Raw genomic sequence first — 21,651 nt, 5'->3', positions numbered from 1 at the left:
GCCCTGGGTGGGGGCGGGGGTGCTCTGGTAGAACGCCGGTGCCGATTCGTACGTCGTGGGCAGCTGGCGGCCGGCGTTGTAGTCATCGGTGGTTCGGTACTCGGTGTAGTCGTACTGCGGGGTGTAGCCGGGGAGGTAGTCGGGCTCGGCAGGTGCAGGGGCAGGAGGGGGAGTGACCGGTTCTGGAGTGGTCGTGACCCCTGGCTGCGAACCCTGTGGAGTCGTCACGCCGGGCTGCGAGGGAGCTGCGTGTGCCGGGGCTCCCACCGCCAGGCTGGCGATCGTGACCGCCGCAACTGCGGGAAGGGACCTGATCACCCGTTGACGGGTCTTGTGTGCGCGGTCCTGGTCGATTTGCGGGTGTTCGTTCATTGCACTGTTGATCCCTTCTGGAGATGACCGTAATGGCAGTTCTGGTTGATATCAGTTGGCGTGCAACCATTCTGGCGCTGTAAAGCGGATGTCATCATGCGTTGATCGGCGCTGGATCCGACCAAGCGACCGAGATGGCCCCGTCGACGCTGAAGGTCTGATGCATTCCGTGGTTGTGCGGTTCGCGGTCGCACACATGAGTCAGTCCGGTCCGCCGATTCTGGATACGAGCCGAGCAGGACTCGGTCGCTTCTCGCGGTGAATGTGAGCCTGTGTTGTCCTCGTCGATCGTTGTCACCCCCGTTGTACGGTTTGCCGCTAGCGCATCAAAAAATAGCAAATAAAGAGATAAAAAAGAAGACACCGAGGCAGTTCGTGTGCGTGGACGGGGCCCCAGAGGCGTCAGATCTGGTGTAATTTTCAGTTACTTGCTGTTATTTGGTGGCGAACATATGGTGTAGCGGTGGACGGTCCTGGACGATTGGCTGAGAAGGTGTGGCGGCGACGCACCGAACTTGGCTTGAGTCGTGCGCAGGTGAAGGAGCACGGCGGACCGTCGATCCCGACTCTTCGTGATGTCGAAGCGCACACTGGGCGCACAATTTCCGCGTCGACGTTGAACAAGCTGGATGTAGGCCTCGGGTGGGAACCTGGCAGTGCGGCCGAGGTGCTCAGGGGTGGGGACCCGGCAGTCAAGAACGTCGGCCGAAGCGCTCAGGCGACGTTGGGGCCCGATTTCGTTCCCATCGGGATACCGATCGTCGTGGAGCTGTTGGCGGTCTCTCAAGACCTGGAGGACCTGGCGTCCAAGCATGATGGGATACCGGAGATAGACGCGATTTCGAAGCGGGTGGCGACCGCCCTGCACCCGATTTACGGCGAGTACGTAACCAGCCTCTTCGAAGCCAACCGTCGCGAACACGGGGCATTGTCGCCGGTTTTCACGGTGTTCGGACGACTGCTGGAGGAACCGAACGACTCTCTCGACCCCGCCGAGTACGAAGAACGAGCGTATCGACGCTGGTTGGCCGGCCGGGATCAAGACTTGACAGGTGAGCAACGCGACCGCTTCGAGCGACGCTTCCAGGGAGGTGCGCACTGATGAAAGAACCGAGCGACTTGCCAGCTCTGCAACACCGAATCGATCTGCTGTTTCGCGTCTGGCGGCGCGCCGGCGGCGAAGAGCGGTCGGCGCAGGAAGTTGCGACGAGCATGCACGACCATGAAATCGCTGTCTCTGCCGAAGAGGTCGTACGCTGGCGTGCCGGCACATCAACTCCGACAGTGAGCGAGCTGGAAGCCTTGGCCAAAGCCTTTCCGGGGGAATCGAATACGCAGTACCTGCTGGGTGGAGGTGATGCCGAATCGATCCATTCACAACTCGAGCTGGTTCTGGAACTGATCGAGGGAGGCATCAAGGACGTCCGGCTACGTCGGGAGCATGCGGGGGTACAGCAGCGGGAGCTGACCGATCTACTGGAAAGGCTTCGCGCTCAAAGACAATGAGCATGAAGGGCAGTACGTAATACGAACCTGGGGAGGGAGTTCAGGGGTGGAAAATTCGAGCCGACGTGTTCTGAAGACGACGAACGCGGTACGTGAGCTTGTTCCGACGCCGTGGGATCGCAACGACTTCGTTCGGGAGGTCGGACGTCTGCGTGGCCGCCGGCTGGTCCTGAAACCGGTGCAGGCCACCGCGATGAGCCGATTGCCATGCGGGTTGTGGCTGGCGCTCAAGCAACATGACGAGATCGCCTATGACGCAGACTCATCCGAGTATCACATCGACCAGACCATTTTCCATGAGGTCGGACATATGCTGCTCGAACACCATTCGGAAGGGGGCGCCTTCGTCGGGCTTGCCGAGCTTCTGCCGGACATCGACCTCGATGCGCTTCAGTTCGTCATGACACGAAACAACTTCGATGACGAGCAAGAGAGCGAGGCAGAGCTTTTCGCTGATCTTCTCATGTCCACCGCCGTCAGTCGGTTTCGTCGGTCCAGCGTCATGACCGATGTGTGGGGGCGTCGATGACATCGTCTGTTCCAGAGATCTACTCCTATCCGATCATTGCTCTTGCCGTCGCAGCAATCTGTGGACGGATGATCGTTCTGGATCGGACACGCTCGTCGATTCGGGTTACCGCAGCAGTGTCGGCACTGACTGTGTCAGCGTTGATGCGCGAGGAAAGTATCCAGCATTTGATTGCCGATACCACGGGGAACTGGCTGGACATTCAGCTAGTTCGGCAGCTGAGCACTGCGTTCTTGATGCTGACAATGGTTCCTTTGGTGGTAATGGGTGCAAGGTGGGTTTTCGGACAGCGAAGTGAAGGCTGGGCCGGCTACATCTACGGGGCAGCAGGACTGTCGGCTGCACTGCTGATCGCTGTGGGAACGCCCGCGCGTGAGTCGGGAAACTACATCGACATCACTGCCGGATGGGAGACGATTGCTTACTTTGCGATCTTCTCGGTGTGGACTGCAACCATGGCCACCCTCTACTTGTTCGTCTCTGCCCGCGAACTCGCCCGTGGGCTGCTGCCTCGGCGCTTCATATCCATGTTCATCGCCTTGGGGTTGCTGTCGTTGTGGGGTGTGGAGGAGACGTTCTCGATCCTGTTCAGCGCAGTGCTCGCGGGAACGGGCCACCCGAATGCCTTTGTGCACTGGAGGGTTGAAGCAAACGAATTCAACATGATCTTCATTCTGCTGGCGGGAGCCACGTACGCAGCAGTGCCAGTCATATACCGGTTGGCCGAAAATCTCGGTGTCGATCACTGGTCGCGGGCCGCGAGAACGCTTGAGCCTATGTGGCGAGACATGACGAGTGCGTGTCCTGAAGTGCTGCTGGCCAATCAACCATCCGATCCGACGTCGCGTCAGCGTCTGCACCGGATGTGTATCGAAATACGTGACTCTTTGAGTGTTCTTGCGCGCTTTCGTTCGTCCTCGCTGGACGAGCGGAATGGCGGCGGGCGGCCTCGTGCGATCGCCGAGGCGATGCGAGAGAAGAAGGCGGGTGCCTTGCCGAGCACGTTCCGGTCGTTCGAGGTCCCGTCCGCTCGAACCCTGGAAGACGAAGTTGTCGTGCTTACTTCGCTCGCACACGCCTGCAAACAGACTGAGATCAGTTCAGTCCGAATCTGATTCGCAACATCACGTCCAACTGGGGGACCGACATGACAACAACCGACTACCGTCGCCAGAACGCGAGCGACAGGGTGCTCCCGCATCCTCCGTACCGGATCCCGCTGCTGGGTGACCTCTGGGACCTCCACGTCACGGACTCGAGTCAGTGGGGGTGGCGCGGCGCGCAGAAGTATGGCGCGATCTACGAACGCAACATCCTCGGATCGAGAGTGACGTATGTGTCCGGGCCTGCCGAGGTTGCCGAAGTCAACAACGAAGACAGATGGGCGAAGTTCCTCGGTGTGCCCATCCGAAACCTACGCGCCGTCGCCGGGGACGGCCTGTTCACTGCGCACAACTCCGAACCCAACTGGGCGGAGGCACACGCAATCCTCGCCCCAGCCTTCCAGCAGTCCGCGATGCGTACCTATCACTACACCATGGTCGAATCCACCCGACAATTGCTTCGGTACTGGGGTTCTCAAGGTGACGATGTCTGGCACGACGTCTCGGCAGACATGAGCAAGCTGGCTCTGGACGTGATCGGCCGTGTGGCGTTCGGCTTTGACTTCGAGACGTTCACCCGCGCGGAGCCACACGATCTAGTCGTTCGCTTTCAGCGAGTGTTGCGATACATCAATCGCGCTGCCTATTCGCATCCCCTCGTCGAGGCGACAGTCTTTCGTTCGCAGCGAGATCAGCATCGTGCCGATATTGCCGCTGTACACAGGATCGTCGATGACATCGTCGCGACACGGAGAGCTGAGCCGGCGCGGAGCGGAGGGGGGGACCTCCTCGATCTGATGCTCACCTCCCGTAACCCGGAAACCAACGAGCCGCTCTCCGACGAGAACATCCGCAATCAAATTCTGACGTTCCTGGTCGCCGGGCAGGAAACATCCGCAGGCGTCATGTCGTTTGCGTTGCACTTTCTTTCCACGCACCCGGAGGTCGCGGACAAGGTCCGTGGCGAGGTCGAAACAGTCTGCTCTGAAGGTGAACTCACCTACGATCGGGTAGCCAAACTGCGGTATCTGCGACGGGTAGTCGACGAGACCTTGCGGCTGTGGCCCGTCGCTCCTGGTTACTTCCGCAAAGCGAAGCAGGACACCCGCGTCGGTGGTCACCCGTTCGAAGCGGGAGAGTGGGTGTTCGTGGTGCTCTTGCAGCTGCATCGAGATCAGGCGTGGGGCGACAACCCCGAAGCTTTCGATCCGGACAGATGGGAACGCGATCGTCGGCCCGCCGACTTGGCGAACCTGTACAAGCCCTTCGGCACCGGGATGCGCGCGTGCATAGGGCGGCAGTTCGCCTACCAAGAGATCCTGACTGCCCTCGCGCTAATTGTTCGCAACTCCGAGCTCACAGCCAACCCGGATTACGAGTTGAAGATTGTTGAGTCAATAACCCTGAGACCTTCCGAACTTAAGCTCCGCATCAACCGCCGGTCTGCGATTTAGAGCGGAATTCGAGGCCCGTAAGCTGCTGCGCCGCGCCCATTCACGAGGCCCATGATGTTGGCGACGTAAATTGCATTTTCCGCACCATCTCTCCCGAATCGCCAGCTCAGCACAGTTTTGCTCCGCAGACCGGTTGGTGACCTGCGCTAGGCTGCTGAGATGGACTTGCGACCAGGCCAAACACCTCCAATGACCACACCGGCAGGCGCTGCGGGACTTGCGTCGACAGCGGTGGAACCCGTGATCCCGCCAGCCGTGGCCAAGCGGATCGCGAGAGCAGTCGAGTCGTCCCGGTCCCAGGGGACCCGGCGTACTTATGCCGCAGGGTGGCGGCGCTTCGCCGGGTGGTGCGCGCGAGAGGGACACGCCGCGTTGCCGGCGCACCCGGTGATCGTCGCTGCGTATCTCCTCGACGCCGCCGACACCCGCGCCGAAACAGGGGACCGGGCCTACGCCGTCGCCACCTTCGGCACCTGGATTGCCGCGATCAACCACCAGCACCGCACCACCGGACACCTCTCACCGTCCGCGCACGAGCTGGTGACCGCCACGCTGTCCGGTATCCGCCGGGAGTACGCCGCGTCCGGGGATCGGCCGCGCACGCCAAGGGATCCATTGCTGGTCGACGACATCAAGGTCCTCATCGGGACAGCCCGCGAGCGGTGCCGAGGGTGGGCCGACGAGGTCCTAGAGCGCCGGGATTCGGCGATCCTGCTGCTGGGGTTCGCCGGCGCGTACCGCCGCAGCGAGCTCTCGGAGTTGGTGTGTGGGGACGTCACCGTGCACCGGCATGACGGCCTGCACGTGCGGCTTCGGAAGTCGAAGACCGACCAGGAGGGTAGGGGAGCGGTCAAGGCGTTGCCATACACCGGGTCTCACGAGACCCGCCCACCCTGCGCCTATGTCCGCTGGATCCAGGTCGTCGCCGCGTTCGACACCGGTGGACGACCGTCGGTGATCCGCCTGCTCCGCAAGCGAGAGCCGTTCGACAGGCACGTCTGCCGAGGGGGAGTACCCTGCACCGCGGCCCGCGCACCGCTACTGCGGGCCGTCGCAAAGAACGGCAACCTCGGTGCCACCGCTCTGTCCGGAGCGGCGATACACCAGACCATCCGCCGTCGCGCCGAACACGCCGGCTACGACCCCACCGCACTCGCGAAGCTCGGCGGGCACTCTCTGCGCGCAGGCTTCGTGACACAGGGCACCCGCAACGGTGCCGATGGATCCGCCATTGCCCGGCAGACCGGCCACGCCAGCGTCGATTCCGTCGAGGTCTACCGCCGCGAACATGCCCCGCTCGCAGGGAACGCCGTCAACGGGATTGGGCTGTGATGCAATAGTTCTGCTAGAACAATGTGCAGCCTTGCGTGCAGGTCCTTGCTGCTAGCCGCGTGAGTACGACGTAGACATTCGAGGTGTTGCACCACGCGGATGCAGCTCAATTACGTTCGCAGGCGTAGCAGGTTCCCAATCTGTCCACGATTCGAAGTATGAGCGATGTAGACCAGTAAGTCTCGCCGCCTCATCTATTGGATTCTCCCCTGTATACCGCTGGGCGATAGCGCGGCCTAGCCAGATTGCACGCTCGTTGTCGACGTCGACGGGTTCGTTCTTGTTCCAGCCGCGTGCGGAGATCTGCTTATACAAGCTCCGCGCTTGGTCGACGTCTATCCGATTCAGTTGCTGCAGACGAACGACCATTGCTTTGACTGAAACACCCCACCGCTCTTTCAATCTGGCGAGTGTTGCCAGTGTGACTCGTCCCCTGCCTGTCTGCTCCAGGTCTTCGAGAAAGGAGTCACCAGGTAGCAAGAAGGCGGCGGCGAACCGGTGGGCCTGCTTTTCGATCTCTTTTGCTTGTTCAGCGCTATCGGGCGGACGGCAGGACGAATGGAGGGTGACGTGACCGAGTTCATGCGCGACTGTAAATCGTTGACGATCACCGGGTATGCCCCCGTCCCCGGATGGGCGGCTGACACGGAGTACGGGGATCCCGTCCACGAAAAGAGACATCCCGAGGTGCTTACCCAATTCGTTGTCCATGGGCAGCACTACGCATCCGAGCCGCTCTGATGCTCGGGTGACGTTGGGGACTTCCTGCATGCTTGACACATCGGCAGCTTCGCGAACTTCGGTCGCGAACGCTTCGATCTCGTTGTCGTCACTCAGATCCCCGGTGAAGACGGGAAGTCGCTCTGGCAGCCTCTTTAGGCGCAAATCCGAGAAAGCTTCGAGCGCGAGCAGCGTATCCGCCAGGTACTGCTCGACGACCTTTTGGGGAGCGTCTGCATAAGCACGCAACCAAGGCCGCGTGTAGAGCGCGTCGGAAGTTGGTCGTGTCAGGACTTCTTGACTGCAGTCGAGAGCCTCTGCAAGTCGCACAGAGTCGTCGTTTTCGATGGGTTGATGCCCGCTCAGGACACGCGATAGCGCACTTGTAGGTATGTCGAGACGCCTCGCGAGCTCGGCTTGAGTCATACCTCGAGCCGTTCGCAGCCGTTGTACTCGTCCTTGGTCAGGGTACAAGTTCATAGCGCTTATTCCGTTCGCTAGAACACCACATTGAAGTGGGGCAGATGGGAAGGACAACGTGAGGTCAGGCGTCAACCGGCCGACGCCTCACCTGCACCGTCTTCCGTACCGCTGTCACCGTCGAAATCATCACCGAGACTGTCCTCGTCCGCTGGCCTGAATCTGCCGCTGGGGTTGGGCGCGGGGAGGTTGCCCGAACCAAGTGCGACTACTGGTCCCAGTCTCAGGTGCGGCACCGCGTCGCCTGTCATGCCGAGCACTTTCGCGGCGAAGATATCTTCGACCAGGCCGCTCGGGTCGACGGTGTACCCCAAGACCCACCTCTCGGCCTTGAGTAGCGAGTCCTCCTCGGCGTCGGAGATCCTCAGGATGGAGTCCGAGCCACCGATTATCTCGTACGACTCGGTCTCGAGACTGACCGCCGCTTTCCGCACCCTGAAACGTCGGTCTGAGGTGTCGGTTACGTCGATGACGTCATGTCCGCCACCACAACCAGTGCGGAAACCCAACCCGAACCGACTGGCAGCGGCCTCTATTGCGTCGATGACGAGATCTCGACCCAACGCTGATTGGGACCGTTTCGACCTGTGGAACGCTGGATCGAGCTGAGTTGCCTTCTCGATTTTCCACCCGCGATCCTCGAACGTCTCGCGGATCTCATCTGCCAGCTCATGCATACGCTCCATGCCAACAGTGTGACATATTGATGAAACGGTTTCAAGCCAATGTCACTCCCGCTTAGGGGTGGGTTTCCGCTCCTGCGTGTGTCGGGATGGAGCAGTGGAGTAGTACGAAGTCACTGCGGGTGGTCGCATCTGGTACGTGGTGGACATCGACCGACGCACTCTATGGCTCAAATATGCAGGGATGGGGCATCCTAAACAGACTCAGTGATGTCTTAGCGGAATGCGGGCTTTGCCCCTTATCGGATTATGCTGGAAACTGCCACTCTGCGGTCGTATCGCCGAGATCATCTTCCATCGGCCCGAGGGCTTGTGCTTGCCGCCGCCGACTGTGTGGAGCCAACGCTGATCGCACCACCAATGATGGAGTCTCACGAACCGCAGCCACTTCCACACCTGGATCTCATGCGAGTCGAGGTTTACGCGCACGAACTCGGTTCGAATCCCCTGGTCTGCCACAGCATCCCACGAAACTCCGAACCACACCTGCGGTGTTTGGCGAGGCGGGCGCGGCGAGCACGCAGCATCCGGCCGGTCAGCACCTACACACCGACAGTCGAGGTCACCACCGCGCCTTCTCGTATACCGGAAACGGTGGCCACAGTGGCGAACAATGCAAGCACCCCGAGGCCGTCGAGTACCACCGTCACCAGTGGTACGTCGAGCAGAATCGACTCGGCCCGAGCACCATCTTCAGATTGTCTCGGGGCGCGACAGCGTGGGCTGTGCGGTCGGCTGCCACAAGGGCAGCTGCTTCCAATCGGGTGGGAACCCCATCTCGCGTGGAGTGCGGATGGAGGAAGGCAGAAAAGAACGGTCGATCAGGCTTTCCAGCTGCTTGATCCACGTGCTACCAGGTGATGTCGTCTGCAGCAGGAACGCGGCTGCAGAAATTGCGCCGTAGATTCGTTCGGACTGAGCGGGAAGCCCGTCGAACGCTGCGACCGACCGTAGCGAACTTGTTCCGATCGGAACGAGCGTCCGATTCCACAGCCGGGAATGATGAGCAGAGATATTTCGGACGATGGTGAGCTGCTCGAGCAGGTTAGCCAAGGTACTGCCTGGGCCCGCCGCTCTGCGTCGACGGTTGCGTCTGCTAGCTGATGATCCACGTCCGCGTCGCGGGGTGGTGGTTTCCGGAGCTGGTGCCGGGATGTCGAACCATCGCGCGATCGCGTCGCGGTCATCCTCCTGCATTCCGGCAAAGAGCTTCGATAGGTCGCTGAAGTCCAACACATCAGTAAGGACCCAGATTGGGATACGTCCGTCGTAGTTGTCGAAATGATGCTTGAGAGCCTGATCTTTGCTCCTTTGGCGTCTCACCCGACCAAACGCTGTTGCGAGCCAGTCCATATGCTCACCGCTACCTACGAACAATGGGTCGAACTTGTCGCCATCGAGGTGCGACATCGGCCCGCGGGACCCGAGGGTATGGCCAACCTGGCTGCGCATGGCGACTTCCACACGTTCGATCGCCCTCAGCATGTACGTCTTCAAGTGCCGGTCGAACTCGTACAGGCGGACGATCTCGTCGAATGTTGTCCCCGTTACGAAGCGGTCCCCCAAGCCCGACTCGACATTGGTGTCCATGAACGGATACCAATAGCCGCTGAGGCGGTAGTATCCAATCGCTCTCAACCAACGATCCACGATGTCGGGGTGCGGGATTGGCATCCCCCGTGATTCCAGGCGCTCGATCTGTTGGTCGATCGTCAGGAAGGGTTTGAGTTCAGCCATCTCAAGAGTATAGAAATCCGGCCCGCACCCAGCAGAGCTGAGGCGGGCCGAACGATTGGGGAGAGCATAGCGCAGGCAATGCCTCGGCTACAAGCCGGTTGGTGAACGGAACCCTCCCACACCTCTTACTCCCGGCGCCGCACTCTGTCGTCAGAGCACTGGCGGGACTGCGAACGAACTCCGGTGCGGGAATTCAGCGACATCACGGAACCCAGCACTCAAGTGTCGGACCCACTTAAATATCCTGATCGAATGTTCAGAGCCTGCCGTTCGCACGGTAACAGGTCGGTAGCCGACCAGGATGGCGTCGCACCCGCGCCCAACCCAGACCACGCATGGAAGACACTTGCGTTGGTAAACGAGTGGATTCGGCATGCGGACGCCAAGGCCGGTGTGACGCTTACATCGACACACCCCTACTCAGAACTGCTCATTTGCCGGCAGCCTTACAGACACGCGCGGCAGCCGCAATGCAGCCCCAGCAGTGTTCGGTGCCCGGACTCGACTGCCGGTATCGATGTCTTGAGTCTGGGAATGATCGCCCTGACTGCGCTTCGGAAGTGTCGCCTCAGTGTCATCTCGTTCCCTGATGTGCGGCGATGCCCAGTCGGCGATTTGCAAGTACAGGAATGACAGTGCGTGCTCGCTCCGCTGCGGACATGTCCAGCGTGTACACCAGCTCGTCCTCGTGGTCGTCGAGTTCGTGTTGAACTTCTCCCATCGGGGAAACCACCAAACTGTGCCCGACGCCGAAGCGGGGGCCGCTGGGTTCGATGATCCCAGTGGTGCTTGCATCCGCCTGATCACAAGCCACGATCCAGGTTGTCGTATCGACGGCGCGGGCGCGGTTGAGCAGCCGCCAGGCATCGACCTTGCCTGCGCCAGCTCCCCAGTGTGCAGTGACGAGAACAACTTCTGCGCCCTTGTCCACAAGGTCGCGGAACAACTCGGGGAAGCGTACGTCGTAACATGTCGCAACGCCGACGGTGATGCCATCGACATCGAATACGAAGGGTGTGTCGCCGGGCTGCACGTCGGCTGATTCGGAGAACCCGTACGCGTCATAGAGGTGGATCTTGTCGTAACCGTCATGAATTCCTTCGCCGGTGACGAGGATCGTGTTTCGAACGCGGCCGTCGTCGCCCGGAGTGAACGTTCCGACAAGCACGATCACACCGAGTTCTCGTGCTGCCTCGCTGATGGCCTTGGCCCATGGTCCGTCGAGCGCTTCGGCGAAAGGAGCGGGGTCGACACCGAATCGGACGAGAGACGCCTCGGGCAGCAGCACGATGCGGGCGCCACGCGCTGCAGCGGACCTGATCGATCTCAGGACCTTGTCGAGGTTTTTGTCTGGCTCTGCACCGGTGGCGATTTGAGCGATCGCCACGGTCAATGTTCGGGTTGTCATAATTTTCCTTTCGATCGCGAGGAGAGGGTGAGACCGTAGATCAGGCGCTGTCGCCCTTGACGGCGAGCAGTTGGTCGCGGAATGCGGACGAGATCAGGAGCGAGTCGACGGCGGGACTGGAGACAATTCGGGCCCCCTGGGCACGGATCGCTGCGACCTCTTTCGGGTTGTAGGCCACACGCCAGCTTGGAACCCCTTGGGCACGAAGCACTTCGGATGCCTGTTCGATGACCTCAGCAACCTGCGGATGCGCAACGTCGGCACCGTGGTCGTAGGAGCGGGCGAGATCGGCAGCGCCGAGCATCACTCCGTCGAGGCCTTTGAAGGATGCAATGTCGGAGATGTTGTCGATACCTTCCCGATCCTCGACAAGCGCGAAGATCATCACGTCGGATTCGGGTCCGAGTCGGTCGGCGACCTTGTCCAGTCCGTAACGAACGTTGCGCGTGGACGGGTCGATCCCGCGGTCCCCTCCGGCACCGCGGTAGCGCACGACGGCGTTCAAACGTTCCAGGTACGAACGGTCTGTGACATGGGGGGCGAGTATCCCCTTGATTCCAACTTCGACCAGTCGCAGCGCGGTGTTGAAGTCCCGGTAGCTGATACGTGCGAGCGGGGTGACGCCGGATGCCTCTGCAGCGCGGACCATGTCGAGGACGGTGCGCATATCGATCGATGTGTGTTCGAAGTCGATCACCGCAAAGTCGTACCCTGTCCATCCCAGGATCTCGATGATCGCTGGTTCGGGAATCGATACGAACGTTCCGTACACGGTTTCTCCGGACTTCAGTTTCCCGTGCATGGCTGACGGCGCTCCTGTGTGGGTCACAGCGAGCCTCCGAGCGCGAGCGCCGTCGCACTAGACGTCGTTCGTTCGAAATGTCGAGCGATGTGGAACAGGAGCTCTTCGGAGTTCTGCGGGCCTGATAGTTGCATCCCCACCGGAAGTCCCGACCGAACCGCGCACGGGAGTGTAAGTGTCGGGCCCAGCGACAAGCACCATGGATGGGTGAATCTGGTGACTATGGGGCTGGTCTTGACAGTGGTCGATTCGGAAATCAAAGGTGCGAGAACGGGCGTCGAGGGTGTGAGGACGATGTCGAACTCGCTGAACACGGTGTCCAGCGTGCGTCGCCATGCCGATGCCCAGGACAATCCCCGCGAGTATTCGACGCCTGATGTCGCGAGACCTAGCTCGAGGCGGAAACGGACGTCGTCGCCGAATCCGTCGGGATTTTCGGCGTGCCGGGCCTGGTGCACCGCCGCGAAGTCGGGAAACATCGTCTTGACGATCATCGATTGTGCGTCGTCTGCTCCGTCGAGGTGAATGTCGCTGACTGTGCAGCCCAGTTCTTCGAACGTGGCGCACGCTTCGTTCAGTGCGTCGGCGATCTCGGCGTCTTCGGGGACGAAATGGTTACCGGGGACGGCAATTCGAAGACCATGGAGCGTTCCGGGAAGATCTGGAATGGGCCGACGGTCTTGGATCTGATAGGCGTCCGCGGCTCCGGTGCCAGCGATGGCGGCGAAGGTCCGGCGCATCAGCTCGACGGTGGGGGTGATCGGCCCGACTCGATCAAGTGAGTGACTGACCGGAAGAACACCGATGTTGGAAATTCGCCCGATGCTGGGGCGAAGCCCGACGACACCGTTCAAGGCTGACGGCGCCAAGACGGATCCCCCGGTATCGGTCCCGAGTGCGATATCCACCAGGCCTGCCGCCACCGCGACTGCCGATCCGCTGCTCGACCCCCCGGATATGCGTGTGTTGTCCACTGCATTGGCGACAGTGCCGTAATGCTGGTTCTGACCCGTTGCGCCCATGGCGAACTCGGCGAGCGAAGTCTTTGCGATCGGTAACGCACCTGCTGAACGCAGGCGGTGCACGACGGGGGCATCGGTGCCGGTGAAGTTATCGGCGAAAAAGGTCGACCCCATGGTCGTCAGCGATCCAGCTACGTCGATGTTGTCTTTGATTCCCACGGTGATTCCGGCGAGCGGCCGCTCGCCGGTTACCTGTCCGCCTGCGGAGTCGAGAATCGACTCCAGTGGCAGTGTCGACTTCACCGCCCCGAGGTGCTGGTGTTCGTTCATGCGCGCGAACTGCTGTTCGATGTGCGCAATCGTTACGTGGTCGGGTTCGTGCTGTGTGTTCGACATTGGTCAGTCCTGTCGGGTTGCGATGGGGGTCTCGGCGCGCTCCGCGCTTTCGCGGGCGGTGATCGGCTTGCTTACGGTTGTGAACGCGCCCAGGGTGATCGCGCTGATAACCGCCCCGGCACCGAGCAGAACCGAGGGTGCAAGTTCCCATCCTGTGGTGTCGATGAGGAGCGTGGCGAGGTAGGGGCTCAGTCCCGCTCCGATGATGGTGGCAAAGTTGTAGCTGATGGCCATGCCGGTATAACGAACTGGAGCTGGGAACTGTTCTGTGTACATGGAATAACACATCGATTGCACCATCGGAAAAGGCAACGCGAGCACGACGAATGCGAAGGCGGCAAGGGCGAAGCTGTCTTTGGTCATGAGCGTCATCATGGGGAACGCCAACACCGCGTAGCCGATGAAGCCGGCCATCAGAATCGGTTTGCGGCCGACCTTGTCCGAGAGTAGGCCCCACAGGGGCATACAGGCTGCCAGCCCCAAAGTGGTGAACGTGACGAGCCACAGGACGGACGCTTGGGGATAGCCCTCGAACTGGATGAGAAAGGTGCTCATGAACGTGATGCCAACCCAGTAGCCGACGTTCTGTCCGTATCCGATGAGGATAACGCGTGCCAGCGCACCCTTGTGACTGCGGAACGTCTCACGGACGGGTGCGGTTTCCTTGTTGCCACTCGCCGCTAGTTCGAGATACTCCTCGGACTCGGTGATATGGCGTCGGATCAGGATTGCGGCAACGATCAGCGGCACACTTACGAGAAACGGTATGCGCCAACCCCAATCGCTCATCTGCGAATCTGTGGTCGCAGACGCCGTAATGCCTGTGACCAGGCTCGCCGATCCCAGTCCGAGCGCAACACCGGTAGGCATGAAGGCCCCGAAGAATCCCCGCTTCCCGTCTGGGACCGATTCGGTCACGTACGTCGATGCGCCGACCTGTTCACCTCCGGTGAAGAAGCCTTGGACCAGACGGCAGACGAGGAGGAGAACGGGGGCGAGCACGCCGATTGTTGCGTAGGTCGGGAGCAAGCCGATGGCGGCCGTGGCGATGCCCATTCCGACGATGGTCGCCATGAGTACATTCTTTCGGCCGGTGGCATCGCCGATGCGCCCCAACACTATTCCGCCGAGCGGACGGATGAGGAAAGCGATCGCAAAGAGCAGGAAGGTCGCAAGCAGTGCTGCGGTGGGATCCGCACTGGGAAAGAACAGTGGGGCGATGGTCGGCGCGAGCAACCCGTAGATGCCGAACTCGTAGAATTCGATCGTGGTTCCGATCAGCGCTGCCATTCCCGAGCGTACGGGGCCGGAACGGGAGGGATTGTTACCCGTGTGTAAAGTTGAGGACACAGTGTTTCCTTGTCTCGAGGTTCCGCTGTTCGAGGTTGCCGCCTGCAATGCGGCAACCTCGTTTTGTTTGCTTGACGCCGATGGAGGCCGGACAGCGTCTACGCAGTTCGTAGTTGGGCAGGTTCCAGCGAGGGAAGCCTGGTGACGACGTAGGACACGCGGAGCGAACGCGCGCGTCGCTTGTCGGTCAGTTCGACCGTCCAGCGGTCGGCGTACTGGGCGTCGGGATCGAGCATGGGGAGAGTGCCTCCGAGAAGGACGGTCCCAGGTTTCAACAGACCTGCTTTCGTCAGAGTCTCGAGCCAGTACGCCGGCGTGAGCAACTGGTCTACAGTTCCGCTTTGCAGCAGGGTCTCGATACCGTCGGGGGTTGTTCCCCAACTTTTCAATTCGACGTTTCCATCGGAGGTATCAACTTCCGACAGCAGCCACGCGGATTGCGACAGCACGTCCGGCGCGATCTGCTTGCCCCAGTCGATTCTGTGCACCTCCAACTGGCGGTCGGTGTGATCGGAGGCGACGGTCAGCAATACTTCACCCGAATCATCGACGACCAGTGCCCATTCTGCTTCACCGGAGGTTCGGTCGCCGTGCACCCACACCTGCTGTTCCTGACTGGCGACTGTGGGCGTCAGGTTGTAGAGCGTGGGAACACTGCCGGGGCGTGGGACGCCGAGTTCGGCAAGTTCTTCGATGTGAGCAAGAACGGATTCTTGATCCGCGCCAGCAAAACCGGCGTTGAGAACGTTCGTGACGTTCACGGTCCTCGGGCCGTGTCCTGATACATCGAATGTGAGCGTGGCCATGGGGTGTTCCTCTCGATTGAATATTGTCGGTATACAATTTTTCGGAGCGCTATACGACTTCCGACGACATGTCAGTACACGCCGGTGTGATGCGGATGCAGTAGCAGCATGCTCTCCAACGAATGGGCCAGATGGCGGTCGATGACTTCTTCGAGCGCCTCTCGGTTACCGAGGCGCAAAGCGTCGACTATCTGGCGGTGCTCGTCGAGGACATGCGCTCGGCGGCTCTCGTCGCCGAAAACCGCAAGTGCCCCTACTCTCAGCTGCTGCGACTGCAGACTTTCGTAGGACTTCTTGATCAACGAGTTGTCGACCGCCTCGATGAGAGTGAGATGGAAACGGAAGTCGAGTCGGATGAACTCAGTGGCGTTCACGCTACCGGTCAGCAGCTGCATTTGGCACGTCAACAGCTGTTCCATACCTTCGATGTCGACGTTGCGACGTTCGACTGCATTGTCTATCGCACATCGTTCCAGCACCGAGCGGAACTGGATCAGCTCGTGAATCTCTTTCGACGTGGGTGCGGAGACGAAAACTCCGCGGCGTGGGACGAGGCGGACCAGATTCTCGGTCCCGAGCATGATGAGCGCCTCACGCACCGGGGTACGCGACACTCCCGCTCGTAGAGCGATCTCCTCCTCGCTGATGAAACTGCCCTGCAATGCGGGGTCGGGAAGAATATTAGTCCGGATGTATTCGTACGCAACCTCTCGCCCCGACAGGCTCTGCGGCATGTGAATCCTCCTATCGGTCTCGCTGTACATGCACGGTATACGATTGTTCGAATACTGCGAGGTGTTTTAAGTAAATGCTTTGTTACGAGCCCGGCAGGTCGTGATGGTGTCCCGTTCCGTACGCGGGCGCGGTCCCCACGGCGCAGTCGATGAAGTGATCGACCAGGGGTTCGGCGACGTCGCGGCAGATCAAGGACAGTTCCAATGCAACGTCCGGCGCACGCAGTTGCCGAAAAACTACGGAACCTTCGAATCCGACGGCGGACGAGTGCGGGACGATTGTCACTCCCAACCCGCAGGCCACCATGGCGAGCTGGCTGGTGATGGAACTCGCAAGATGTTGGGCTTGCGGACTGAACCCGGCGTGCCTGCATGTCGCTGCCATGTCGTCGTGGTAGCTGGGCGATATCTCTCGCGGCAGCCACACCCAGGAATCATCGGAGAACATCTCCAGGTCCACCGGGCCGCGTTGCGCGGCAAGTCGGTGTGAGGCGGGTACCGCCACAACGAACCGGTCCCTGCGTAGCGGAAGCGCGCGGAGGCCTCGGCTGCCCGTCGCCCGAATGATCGCGATATCGAGCTCGTGTCGGGTGACGGCATCGGCGCCCCAGCTTGTGTCGATTTCGCGTACTTTCAGATTCACTCCCGGACGAGACGAGCGATACGCCTCGAGAATTCGTGGCAGTACTGTAGTGAAAGCAGACGTGACAGCGCCGATCGCAACTTCTCCTAGAAATCCGTTGTGCGCCTGCAGTGCAGCGATGCCAGCGCGCGACGATTGGTCGACCAATGTGCGGCAATGTTCGAGGAAGACCGAACCGGCAGGTGTCAGCGTGACAGCGCGCGACGAACGTTGCAGAAGTGGGACGGACAGCTCCTTCTCCAATTGCCGGATCGCTTGCGACAGCGGCGGCTGGGACATGTTCAACCGCGTCGCGGCTCGACCGAAGTGAAGTTCTTCGGCGACTGCGATGAAGTAGCGAGCTTGCCGAATTTCCACCATCAGGTCGCTCCTCATATCGATCCGAGTCGTGATTGAACCTTCACAATATCGTTGACGCGGGTTTTGATGAGTCCATGACCGAAATAGAAGCATTAGCGGCGTTCGCCGAGCTGGACAGCGCCGCAGTCAGCGACGCACTGGACGGACTCGGCTTGCCGAGCGGCATAGGCGGTATCACTCCTCAGACAGGGACAGACCCACTCGTCGGATACGCCTTGACCGTACAGCTGGAACCGTTCGTTCCAGGCCCCAGCGGAGCACACATCGCAACCACGGCGGTCGCCACCGCAACGGAGAACGACATCATCGTCATCGCCAACGGTGGGCGCGAGGACGTGTCCTGCTGGGGTGGGCTGCTGAGCTTAGGCGCCAGCCTCCGTGGTGTGCGCGGCACTGTCGCCGACGGACGGTGCCGCGACATCACCGAAGCCCGCGAACTCGGCTACCCGGTGTTCTCACGAGGCGGCGTTCCTGCCACTGCACGCGGTCGTCTGCAGCAGCATTCGACGGGTGAGCCGGTGAACATTGCAGGCGTGCGAATTGCCCAGGGAGACATCGTGATCGCCGACGACACCGGAATCGCCGTCGTGCCGATCGAGCGATCCGACGAAGTACTGGCATTGGCTCAGACCATCGCGGCCCGCGAACGCGCGATTGCTGCCGATCTACGTAAAGGTGTCGCGTTGCCGGACGCGATGCATGATGCTCGACTAGCAGGAAGTGACACACTATGACGACCAGAACTATCTTCGAGCGCCTCGGGGCCATCCCGACCGCCTCGATCTCCGATGCCCTCGACGCTCTCGGCCACCCCGGTTCGCTGCTTGGTATCGGCCCCTTGGATACCGGTTCGCTCACCGCTGCCGTGGGGCCGGCCTTCACCGCGCGGTACGAGCCCATCACCGACGAAGGCGGAACTGTCGGCGACTTCCTCGACGACGTCGAACCAGGTTCGATCATCGTCATCGACAATCAAGGTCGTACCGACTGCACTGTGTGGGGTGGAATCATGACCCAGACCGCCGGTGCACGCGGAGTCGCAGGCACGGTCATCAACGGCACCTGCCGCGACACGACCGTCACACTCGAGCAGCGGTACCCCATGTGGAGTACCGCACGATTCATGCGTACCGGAAAAGATCGAGTGCGGTTGGTCGAGGTACAAGGGACGATCGAAATCGACGGAGTAGCAATCGAACCAGGTGATGTGGTCGTAGCAGACTCCGACGGTGTGCTCGTGGTACCCGCAGCCATCGCCGAGGAAGTCGCCGAACGGGCGGAGAAGATCGAACAAACCGAATCGAACATCGTCGCCGCCGTTCGAGAGGGGACCTCACTACACGCAGCGCGCACGAAGTTCGCCTACCACACACTGCAGAGCGTGCAGGCATGAGCGATCCCGCCCGCGATCACGCGACCGCCACACTCTATGAAGCTTCCAAACTCGACATCGCTCTCGATCCCGGTATCAAGCCGGCGTGGCCCGGTGCCCGGATCGCCGGCCCGGCCTACACCGTGCAAGGCGCCGGGGGGGACAACCTCGCTCTGCACAACGCCGTCGCACGGGCACCCGCCGGACACGTTCTCGTCGCAGATCTGGGCGGTGCGCTGCACGGGCACTGGGGTGAGGTTCTTGCCCTCGCAGCACAGCAACGTGGACTTCTCGGGCTGCTCATCGATGGCGGAGTCCGAGACACCGTCGAACTCGCTCAACTCGGCTTCCCGGTCTTCTCCCGCGGAGTCGCCATCACTGGGACGCGCAAGGGATACTCAGGAGCTTTCGGTGTTCCTGTGTTCATCGGTGGAATGCGGATTGCTACTGGGGATTTGATTGTCGGCGACGCCGACGGCGTTGTCGCAGTGCCCAGCCAGCATGTCGATTCCGTGTTGGACCGCTCTGATGCGCGCGTTGCTGACGAGCATCGGATCTTCGAGGAGCTGCGAGCTGGTAAAACCACCCTCGAACTGTACGGTTTCGGTGCAGACGCATGACGACGGCAACTCCGGACAATCCGATCTTCGCAATTGCGGCACGTGCCGAGGAGCTCAGGGCGCAAGGACGCGACGTTATTGTTCTTGCCGCGGGTGAACCGGACGCACCGACTGCACCGCACATAGTCGACGCAGTCCGTCGTGTGATCGATGATCCGATTCACCACCACTACGGCACCGCATCGGGACTGCCCGCCCTACGCGATGCCGTCGCTGTCGATACCGCCCGCAAGACTGAAATGAGTTGGAGCGGGTCGGACGTGCTCATCACATCGGGCACCAAACACGCGTTGTCCCTTGCAGTAGGTGCCGTCACCGACATCGGCGACGAGGTGCTCGTCACCCCTCCCGGGTGGCCGGGTCACCGAGGTGCGACTGTGGCCGCCGGGCCTGTGCCCGTCGACGTTCCCGTGACCGCAGAAGACAACTTTCTCACCAGTGTCACTGCACTGGAATCGAGCTGGACACCCAAGTGCCGTGTCCTGATCATTGCAAGCCCCGCAAACCCCACCGGATCGGTGTACCCACGAGAACAACTCAAGGACATCGCAGAGTGGGCGGAGCGCCGCAATCTGTGGTTGATCCTCGATGACATCTACGACGCGTTCGTGTACGAAGGACAACGCGTCGGCATGCTGAACGCTGCCCCCGAATCCCGGAATCGATGCATCCTGGTCAACGGAGTGTCCAAGGCGCACGCGATGACAGGGTGGCGCGTCGGCTGGTTACTCGGCCCACCCGACGTCGTACGGGCAGCAACCAAGCACGTCTCTCGGACGGTCACCAACGTTCCCTCGATCACGCAGATCGGCGCGCTTGCAGCGCTGACGGCCGATCCGTCTTACGTCGTCCGCACCGTTGAGGCCGCTCGAAACAAACGAGACCGGATGGTCGACGCGCTCTCGTCGATCGAGGGTATCGATTGCCCGTCACCGGATGGCGGAATGTACGTATTCCCTTCCGTCGCTGGTCTACTCACCGACAATCGGCTGGCTCTATCGACGAGCGCCGATCTTGCGACGTGGCTGCTCGAAGAGGTCGGGATTGCTGTAGTACCCGGTGAGGCATTCGGCGCACAAGGCCGACTTCGGCTGTGCTTCGCAGTCGGTGACTCGGTTCTCGACCAGGCGCTGTCGCGGCTCTGCTCGTCGCTGACCACGCTCAACAGCAGCTGAAGGCTCGGGCGCGCGCACCCCAGCTGCGAGATCGCCTCGGCGCTGGGGTGCACGCGCCCCCTTACGCCAAGCCCCGTGTTCTGCCCACCGACCACGTGGTAACGAAATCAGTTATTCGGCGCCACATCTCCGTTGGGTTCGAGTACATGGGGAAATGACCACTGAGAGGGATCTCAGCCAGTTCAACGCCATTTATCGACAAATGCCTAAGGTAGGACAGGCCGGAGTTTTGGGTTCCGAACATGAACATCGTCGGGATCTGCAATCCGAGAAACCGCGACATGAGATCCGCGTGATCCGACAGATCAACCATGGACTCGAAAATGCCGCGCACCGAACTAGATCGCACCTTGTACTCGAGGCTGGCCGAGTACAGTGCGCTCGAGTAGAAGCGGGAATTCCAGGCGCGCGCGATGAACTCTTCCAAAAACGCAGCGGGATCGGAGTTCCCCTCCACGATCTGTCGACTCAGAAAGCAGTCCTCCGGTGCGAGATTGCCTTCGATGTCGACGAAAGACAACATCCTGCCTGGGTGATCGGATGCGAGCATGAGCAGAGTCAGACCCCCCATAGAGTGACCTACAGCGTGGAAGATATCGATGCCCTGAGAGTCCAACACAGCCAATGCGGTGGAGACAAGGAACGGAATCGACAGCCGATCGGGGTGCTCGCAACTCGACCGCCCGAACCCCGGCGCGTCGTAGGCGAGAACAGGGCGATCGCTCAGCTGCGCCTGCTGGATCACATCCGCGTAGTCCTCCTTAGTCGAACCGAATCCATGGAGGAAGACGATCGGGTCGCCGTCGCCGGGGCGGTGCATCCCCGACACGTCTATGCCTACTCCGTCCACGACCAGCGACAGGTCGAACTGCACCAATTTGTTCAATTCCACCATCGAAATACTTTCTCCATCCCTCGAACGCGACGACGGCCGGCAGCGACCTCGGAGGCCAGCCCAGATTCATCGAACCGCACCGTGGGCATGAAGAGAAGGTCTGACTTCGAATCGGATCGAGTCGCTTCGCGACTCGAAGCAGCGCGGCGAGCGACGTCGAAGCACGGAACGCAGGCGTAGCAATGGGCGTGTCGCCTGGCACCCCTCATTGT

The 21,651-nt window shown here is 61.0% G+C and carries 21 protein-coding genes and 1 pseudogene; 10 read left to right on the top strand and 12 right to left on the bottom strand.

From position 1 onward, the window contains the following. Positions 1 to 372, bottom strand: a pseudogene (locus RhoFasB10_RS17345) (hypothetical protein); the annotation flags it as partial. A 520-nt stretch (positions 373 to 892) separates the two neighbouring features. Between RhoFasB10_RS17345 and RhoFasB10_RS17340 the strand changes: the two are divergent. The 6 genes from RhoFasB10_RS17340 to RhoFasB10_RS17315 all read left to right on the top strand — a co-directional run bounded on the left by RhoFasB10_RS17340 (position 893) and on the right by RhoFasB10_RS17315 (position 6,296). Continuing rightward, a complete protein-coding gene (locus tag RhoFasB10_RS17340; RefSeq protein WP_167677597.1) occupies positions 893 to 1,474 on the top strand; it encodes a hypothetical protein in 582 nt (193 codons plus the stop codon). Beyond that, complete coding sequence (locus tag RhoFasB10_RS17335; RefSeq protein ID WP_167677595.1) at positions 1,474 to 1,878, top strand: hypothetical protein; 405 nt, start codon at positions 1,474 to 1,476, stop codon at positions 1,876 to 1,878. The genes RhoFasB10_RS17340 and RhoFasB10_RS17335 overlap by 1 nt, the downstream gene beginning before the upstream one ends. A 46-nt stretch (positions 1,879 to 1,924) precedes the next feature. Then, positions 1,925 to 2,407: a hypothetical protein gene (locus tag RhoFasB10_RS17330; protein ID WP_240931197.1), complete on the top strand. Its 483-nt coding sequence runs from the start codon at positions 1,925 to 1,927 to the stop codon at positions 2,405 to 2,407. Then, positions 2,404 to 3,522, top strand: coding sequence for an MAB_1171c family putative transporter (locus RhoFasB10_RS17325; protein WP_167677593.1), 1,119 nt, complete (start codon positions 2,404 to 2,406; stop codon positions 3,520 to 3,522). The genes RhoFasB10_RS17330 and RhoFasB10_RS17325 overlap by 4 nt, the downstream gene beginning before the upstream one ends. 32 nt (positions 3,523 to 3,554) lie before the next feature. Next, complete coding sequence (locus RhoFasB10_RS17320; protein ID WP_167677591.1) at positions 3,555 to 4,964, top strand: cytochrome P450; 1,410 nt, start codon at positions 3,555 to 3,557, stop codon at positions 4,962 to 4,964. Between the two features lie 189 nt (positions 4,965 to 5,153). After that, entirely contained in the window at positions 5,154 to 6,296 is a 1,143-nt protein-coding gene (locus RhoFasB10_RS17315) for an integrase (protein WP_240931196.1), read from the top strand. Between the two features lie 51 nt (positions 6,297 to 6,347). Here RhoFasB10_RS17315 and RhoFasB10_RS17310 read toward each other — a convergent pair whose 3' ends face one another. The 10 genes from RhoFasB10_RS17310 to RhoFasB10_RS17265 form a co-directional block, all read right to left on the bottom strand. Beyond that, positions 6,348 to 7,496, bottom strand: coding sequence for an ImmA/IrrE family metallo-endopeptidase (locus RhoFasB10_RS17310; RefSeq protein WP_277345884.1), 1,149 nt, complete (start codon positions 7,494 to 7,496; stop codon positions 6,348 to 6,350). A 71-nt stretch (positions 7,497 to 7,567) separates the two neighbouring features. Next, complete coding sequence (locus RhoFasB10_RS17305; protein ID WP_167677585.1) at positions 7,568 to 8,182, bottom strand: hypothetical protein; 615 nt, start codon at positions 8,180 to 8,182, stop codon at positions 7,568 to 7,570. A 690-nt stretch (positions 8,183 to 8,872) separates the two neighbouring features. Further along, complete coding sequence (locus RhoFasB10_RS17300; RefSeq protein WP_167677583.1) at positions 8,873 to 9,916, bottom strand: Abi family protein; 1,044 nt, start codon at positions 9,914 to 9,916, stop codon at positions 8,873 to 8,875. 574 nt (positions 9,917 to 10,490) lie between these two features. After that, entirely contained in the window at positions 10,491 to 11,324 is an 834-nt protein-coding gene (locus RhoFasB10_RS17295) for a carbon-nitrogen hydrolase family protein (protein WP_167677581.1), read from the bottom strand. Between the two features lie 40 nt (positions 11,325 to 11,364). Further along, positions 11,365 to 12,126: an aldolase/citrate lyase family protein gene (locus tag RhoFasB10_RS17290; RefSeq protein WP_167677579.1), complete on the bottom strand. Its 762-nt coding sequence runs from the start codon at positions 12,124 to 12,126 to the stop codon at positions 11,365 to 11,367. 23 nt (positions 12,127 to 12,149) lie between these two features. Continuing rightward, positions 12,150 to 13,484, bottom strand: a complete 1,335-nt coding sequence (locus tag RhoFasB10_RS17285; protein WP_167677577.1) for an amidase — start codon at positions 13,482 to 13,484, stop codon at positions 12,150 to 12,152. Positions 13,485 to 13,487: 3 nt separating this feature from the next. Continuing rightward, positions 13,488 to 14,774 (bottom strand): MFS transporter, encoded by a 1,287-nt coding sequence (locus tag RhoFasB10_RS17280; RefSeq protein ID WP_167677575.1) that lies wholly within the window; start codon positions 14,772 to 14,774, stop codon positions 13,488 to 13,490. Positions 14,775 to 14,932: 158 nt separating this feature from the next. Beyond that, entirely contained in the window at positions 14,933 to 15,640 is a 708-nt protein-coding gene (locus RhoFasB10_RS17275; protein ID WP_167677573.1) for a DUF2848 family protein, read from the bottom strand. Between the two features lie 71 nt (positions 15,641 to 15,711). Continuing rightward, the gene (locus RhoFasB10_RS17270) at positions 15,712 to 16,374 is read right to left on the bottom strand and encodes a GntR family transcriptional regulator (protein ID WP_167677571.1); all 663 of its coding nucleotides are present in this window, start codon (positions 16,372 to 16,374) and stop codon (positions 15,712 to 15,714) included. Between the two features lie 82 nt (positions 16,375 to 16,456). Beyond that, entirely contained in the window at positions 16,457 to 17,377 is a 921-nt protein-coding gene (locus tag RhoFasB10_RS17265) for a LysR substrate-binding domain-containing protein (protein WP_167677568.1), read from the bottom strand. A 74-nt stretch (positions 17,378 to 17,451) separates the two neighbouring features. Between RhoFasB10_RS17265 and RhoFasB10_RS17260 the strand changes: the two genes are divergently transcribed. From RhoFasB10_RS17260 to RhoFasB10_RS17245, 4 genes are read left to right on the top strand one after another with little or no spacing between them, the layout of a single operon-like run. Continuing rightward, on the top strand, positions 17,452 to 18,111 hold the full coding sequence (locus RhoFasB10_RS17260; protein ID WP_167677566.1) for an RraA family protein: 660 nt from the start codon (positions 17,452 to 17,454) through the stop codon (positions 18,109 to 18,111). Further along, positions 18,108 to 18,770, top strand: a complete 663-nt coding sequence (locus tag RhoFasB10_RS17255) for an RraA family protein (protein ID WP_167677564.1) — start codon at positions 18,108 to 18,110, stop codon at positions 18,768 to 18,770. The genes RhoFasB10_RS17260 and RhoFasB10_RS17255 overlap by 4 nt, the downstream gene beginning before the upstream one ends. Further along, a complete protein-coding gene (locus RhoFasB10_RS17250; protein WP_167677563.1) occupies positions 18,767 to 19,369 on the top strand; it encodes a dimethylmenaquinone methyltransferase in 603 nt (200 codons plus the stop codon). The genes RhoFasB10_RS17255 and RhoFasB10_RS17250 overlap by 4 nt, the downstream gene beginning before the upstream one ends. Continuing rightward, on the top strand, positions 19,366 to 20,544 hold the full coding sequence (locus tag RhoFasB10_RS17245; protein WP_167677561.1) for a pyridoxal phosphate-dependent aminotransferase: 1,179 nt from the start codon (positions 19,366 to 19,368) through the stop codon (positions 20,542 to 20,544). Before RhoFasB10_RS17250 ends, RhoFasB10_RS17245 begins: the two co-directional genes overlap by 4 nt. A 61-nt stretch (positions 20,545 to 20,605) precedes the next feature. Here RhoFasB10_RS17245 and RhoFasB10_RS17240 read toward each other — a convergent pair whose 3' ends face one another. Then, a complete protein-coding gene (locus RhoFasB10_RS17240) occupies positions 20,606 to 21,439 on the bottom strand; it encodes an alpha/beta hydrolase (protein WP_167677559.1) in 834 nt (277 codons plus the stop codon). Between the last annotated feature and the right edge of the window lie 212 nt (positions 21,440 to 21,651).

This window comes from Rhodococcus sp. B10 (assembly GCF_011770055.1).
GTDB lineage: Bacteria > Actinomycetota > Actinomycetes > Mycobacteriales > Mycobacteriaceae > Rhodococcoides > Rhodococcoides kyotonensis_B.
Note: the sequence above shows the minus strand (reverse complement) of the source record. Positions and strands in the feature narration are given on the sequence as shown.

Excerpts from the sequence above, each read along its gene's own strand:
- RhoFasB10_RS17290 (WP_167677579.1), bottom strand. The coding sequence starts at position 12,126 with ATGCACGGGAAACTGAAGTCCGGAGAAACCGTGTACGGAACGTTCGTA.
- RhoFasB10_RS17245 (WP_167677561.1), top strand. The coding sequence starts at position 19,366 with ATGACGACGGCAACTCCGGACAATCCGATCTTCGCAATTGCGGCACGT.
- RhoFasB10_RS17260 (WP_167677566.1), top strand. The coding sequence starts at position 17,452 with ATGACCGAAATAGAAGCATTAGCGGCGTTCGCCGAGCTGGACAGCGCC.
- RhoFasB10_RS17255 (WP_167677564.1), top strand. The coding sequence starts at position 18,108 with ATGACGACCAGAACTATCTTCGAGCGCCTCGGGGCCATCCCGACCGCC.
- RhoFasB10_RS17265 (WP_167677568.1), bottom strand. The coding sequence starts at position 17,377 with ATGGTGGAAATTCGGCAAGCTCGCTACTTCATCGCAGTCGCCGAAGAA.
- RhoFasB10_RS17335 (WP_167677595.1), top strand. The coding sequence starts at position 1,474 with ATGAAAGAACCGAGCGACTTGCCAGCTCTGCAACACCGAATCGATCTG.
- RhoFasB10_RS17285 (WP_167677577.1), bottom strand. The coding sequence starts at position 13,484 with ATGTCGAACACACAGCACGAACCCGACCACGTAACGATTGCGCACATC.
- RhoFasB10_RS17305 (WP_167677585.1), bottom strand. The coding sequence starts at position 8,182 with ATGGAGCGTATGCATGAGCTGGCAGATGAGATCCGCGAGACGTTCGAG.
- RhoFasB10_RS17280 (WP_167677575.1), bottom strand. The coding sequence starts at position 14,774 with ATGGCAGCGCTGATCGGAACCACGATCGAATTCTACGAGTTCGGCATC.
- RhoFasB10_RS17275 (WP_167677573.1), bottom strand. The coding sequence starts at position 15,640 with ATGGCCACGCTCACATTCGATGTATCAGGACACGGCCCGAGGACCGTG.
- RhoFasB10_RS17320 (WP_167677591.1), top strand. The coding sequence starts at position 3,555 with ATGACAACAACCGACTACCGTCGCCAGAACGCGAGCGACAGGGTGCTC.
- RhoFasB10_RS17270 (WP_167677571.1), bottom strand. The coding sequence starts at position 16,374 with ATGCCGCAGAGCCTGTCGGGGCGAGAGGTTGCGTACGAATACATCCGG.
- RhoFasB10_RS17310 (WP_277345884.1), bottom strand. The coding sequence starts at position 7,496 with ATGAACTTGTACCCTGACCAAGGACGAGTACAACGGCTGCGAACGGCT.
- RhoFasB10_RS17300 (WP_167677583.1), bottom strand. The coding sequence starts at position 9,916 with ATGGCTGAACTCAAACCCTTCCTGACGATCGACCAACAGATCGAGCGC.
- RhoFasB10_RS17240 (WP_167677559.1), bottom strand. The coding sequence starts at position 21,439 with ATGGTGGAATTGAACAAATTGGTGCAGTTCGACCTGTCGCTGGTCGTG.
- RhoFasB10_RS17295 (WP_167677581.1), bottom strand. The coding sequence starts at position 11,324 with ATGACAACCCGAACATTGACCGTGGCGATCGCTCAAATCGCCACCGGT.
- RhoFasB10_RS17315 (WP_240931196.1), top strand. The coding sequence starts at position 5,154 with ATGACCACACCGGCAGGCGCTGCGGGACTTGCGTCGACAGCGGTGGAA.
- RhoFasB10_RS17250 (WP_167677563.1), top strand. The coding sequence starts at position 18,767 with ATGAGCGATCCCGCCCGCGATCACGCGACCGCCACACTCTATGAAGCT.
- RhoFasB10_RS17325 (WP_167677593.1), top strand. The coding sequence starts at position 2,404 with ATGACATCGTCTGTTCCAGAGATCTACTCCTATCCGATCATTGCTCTT.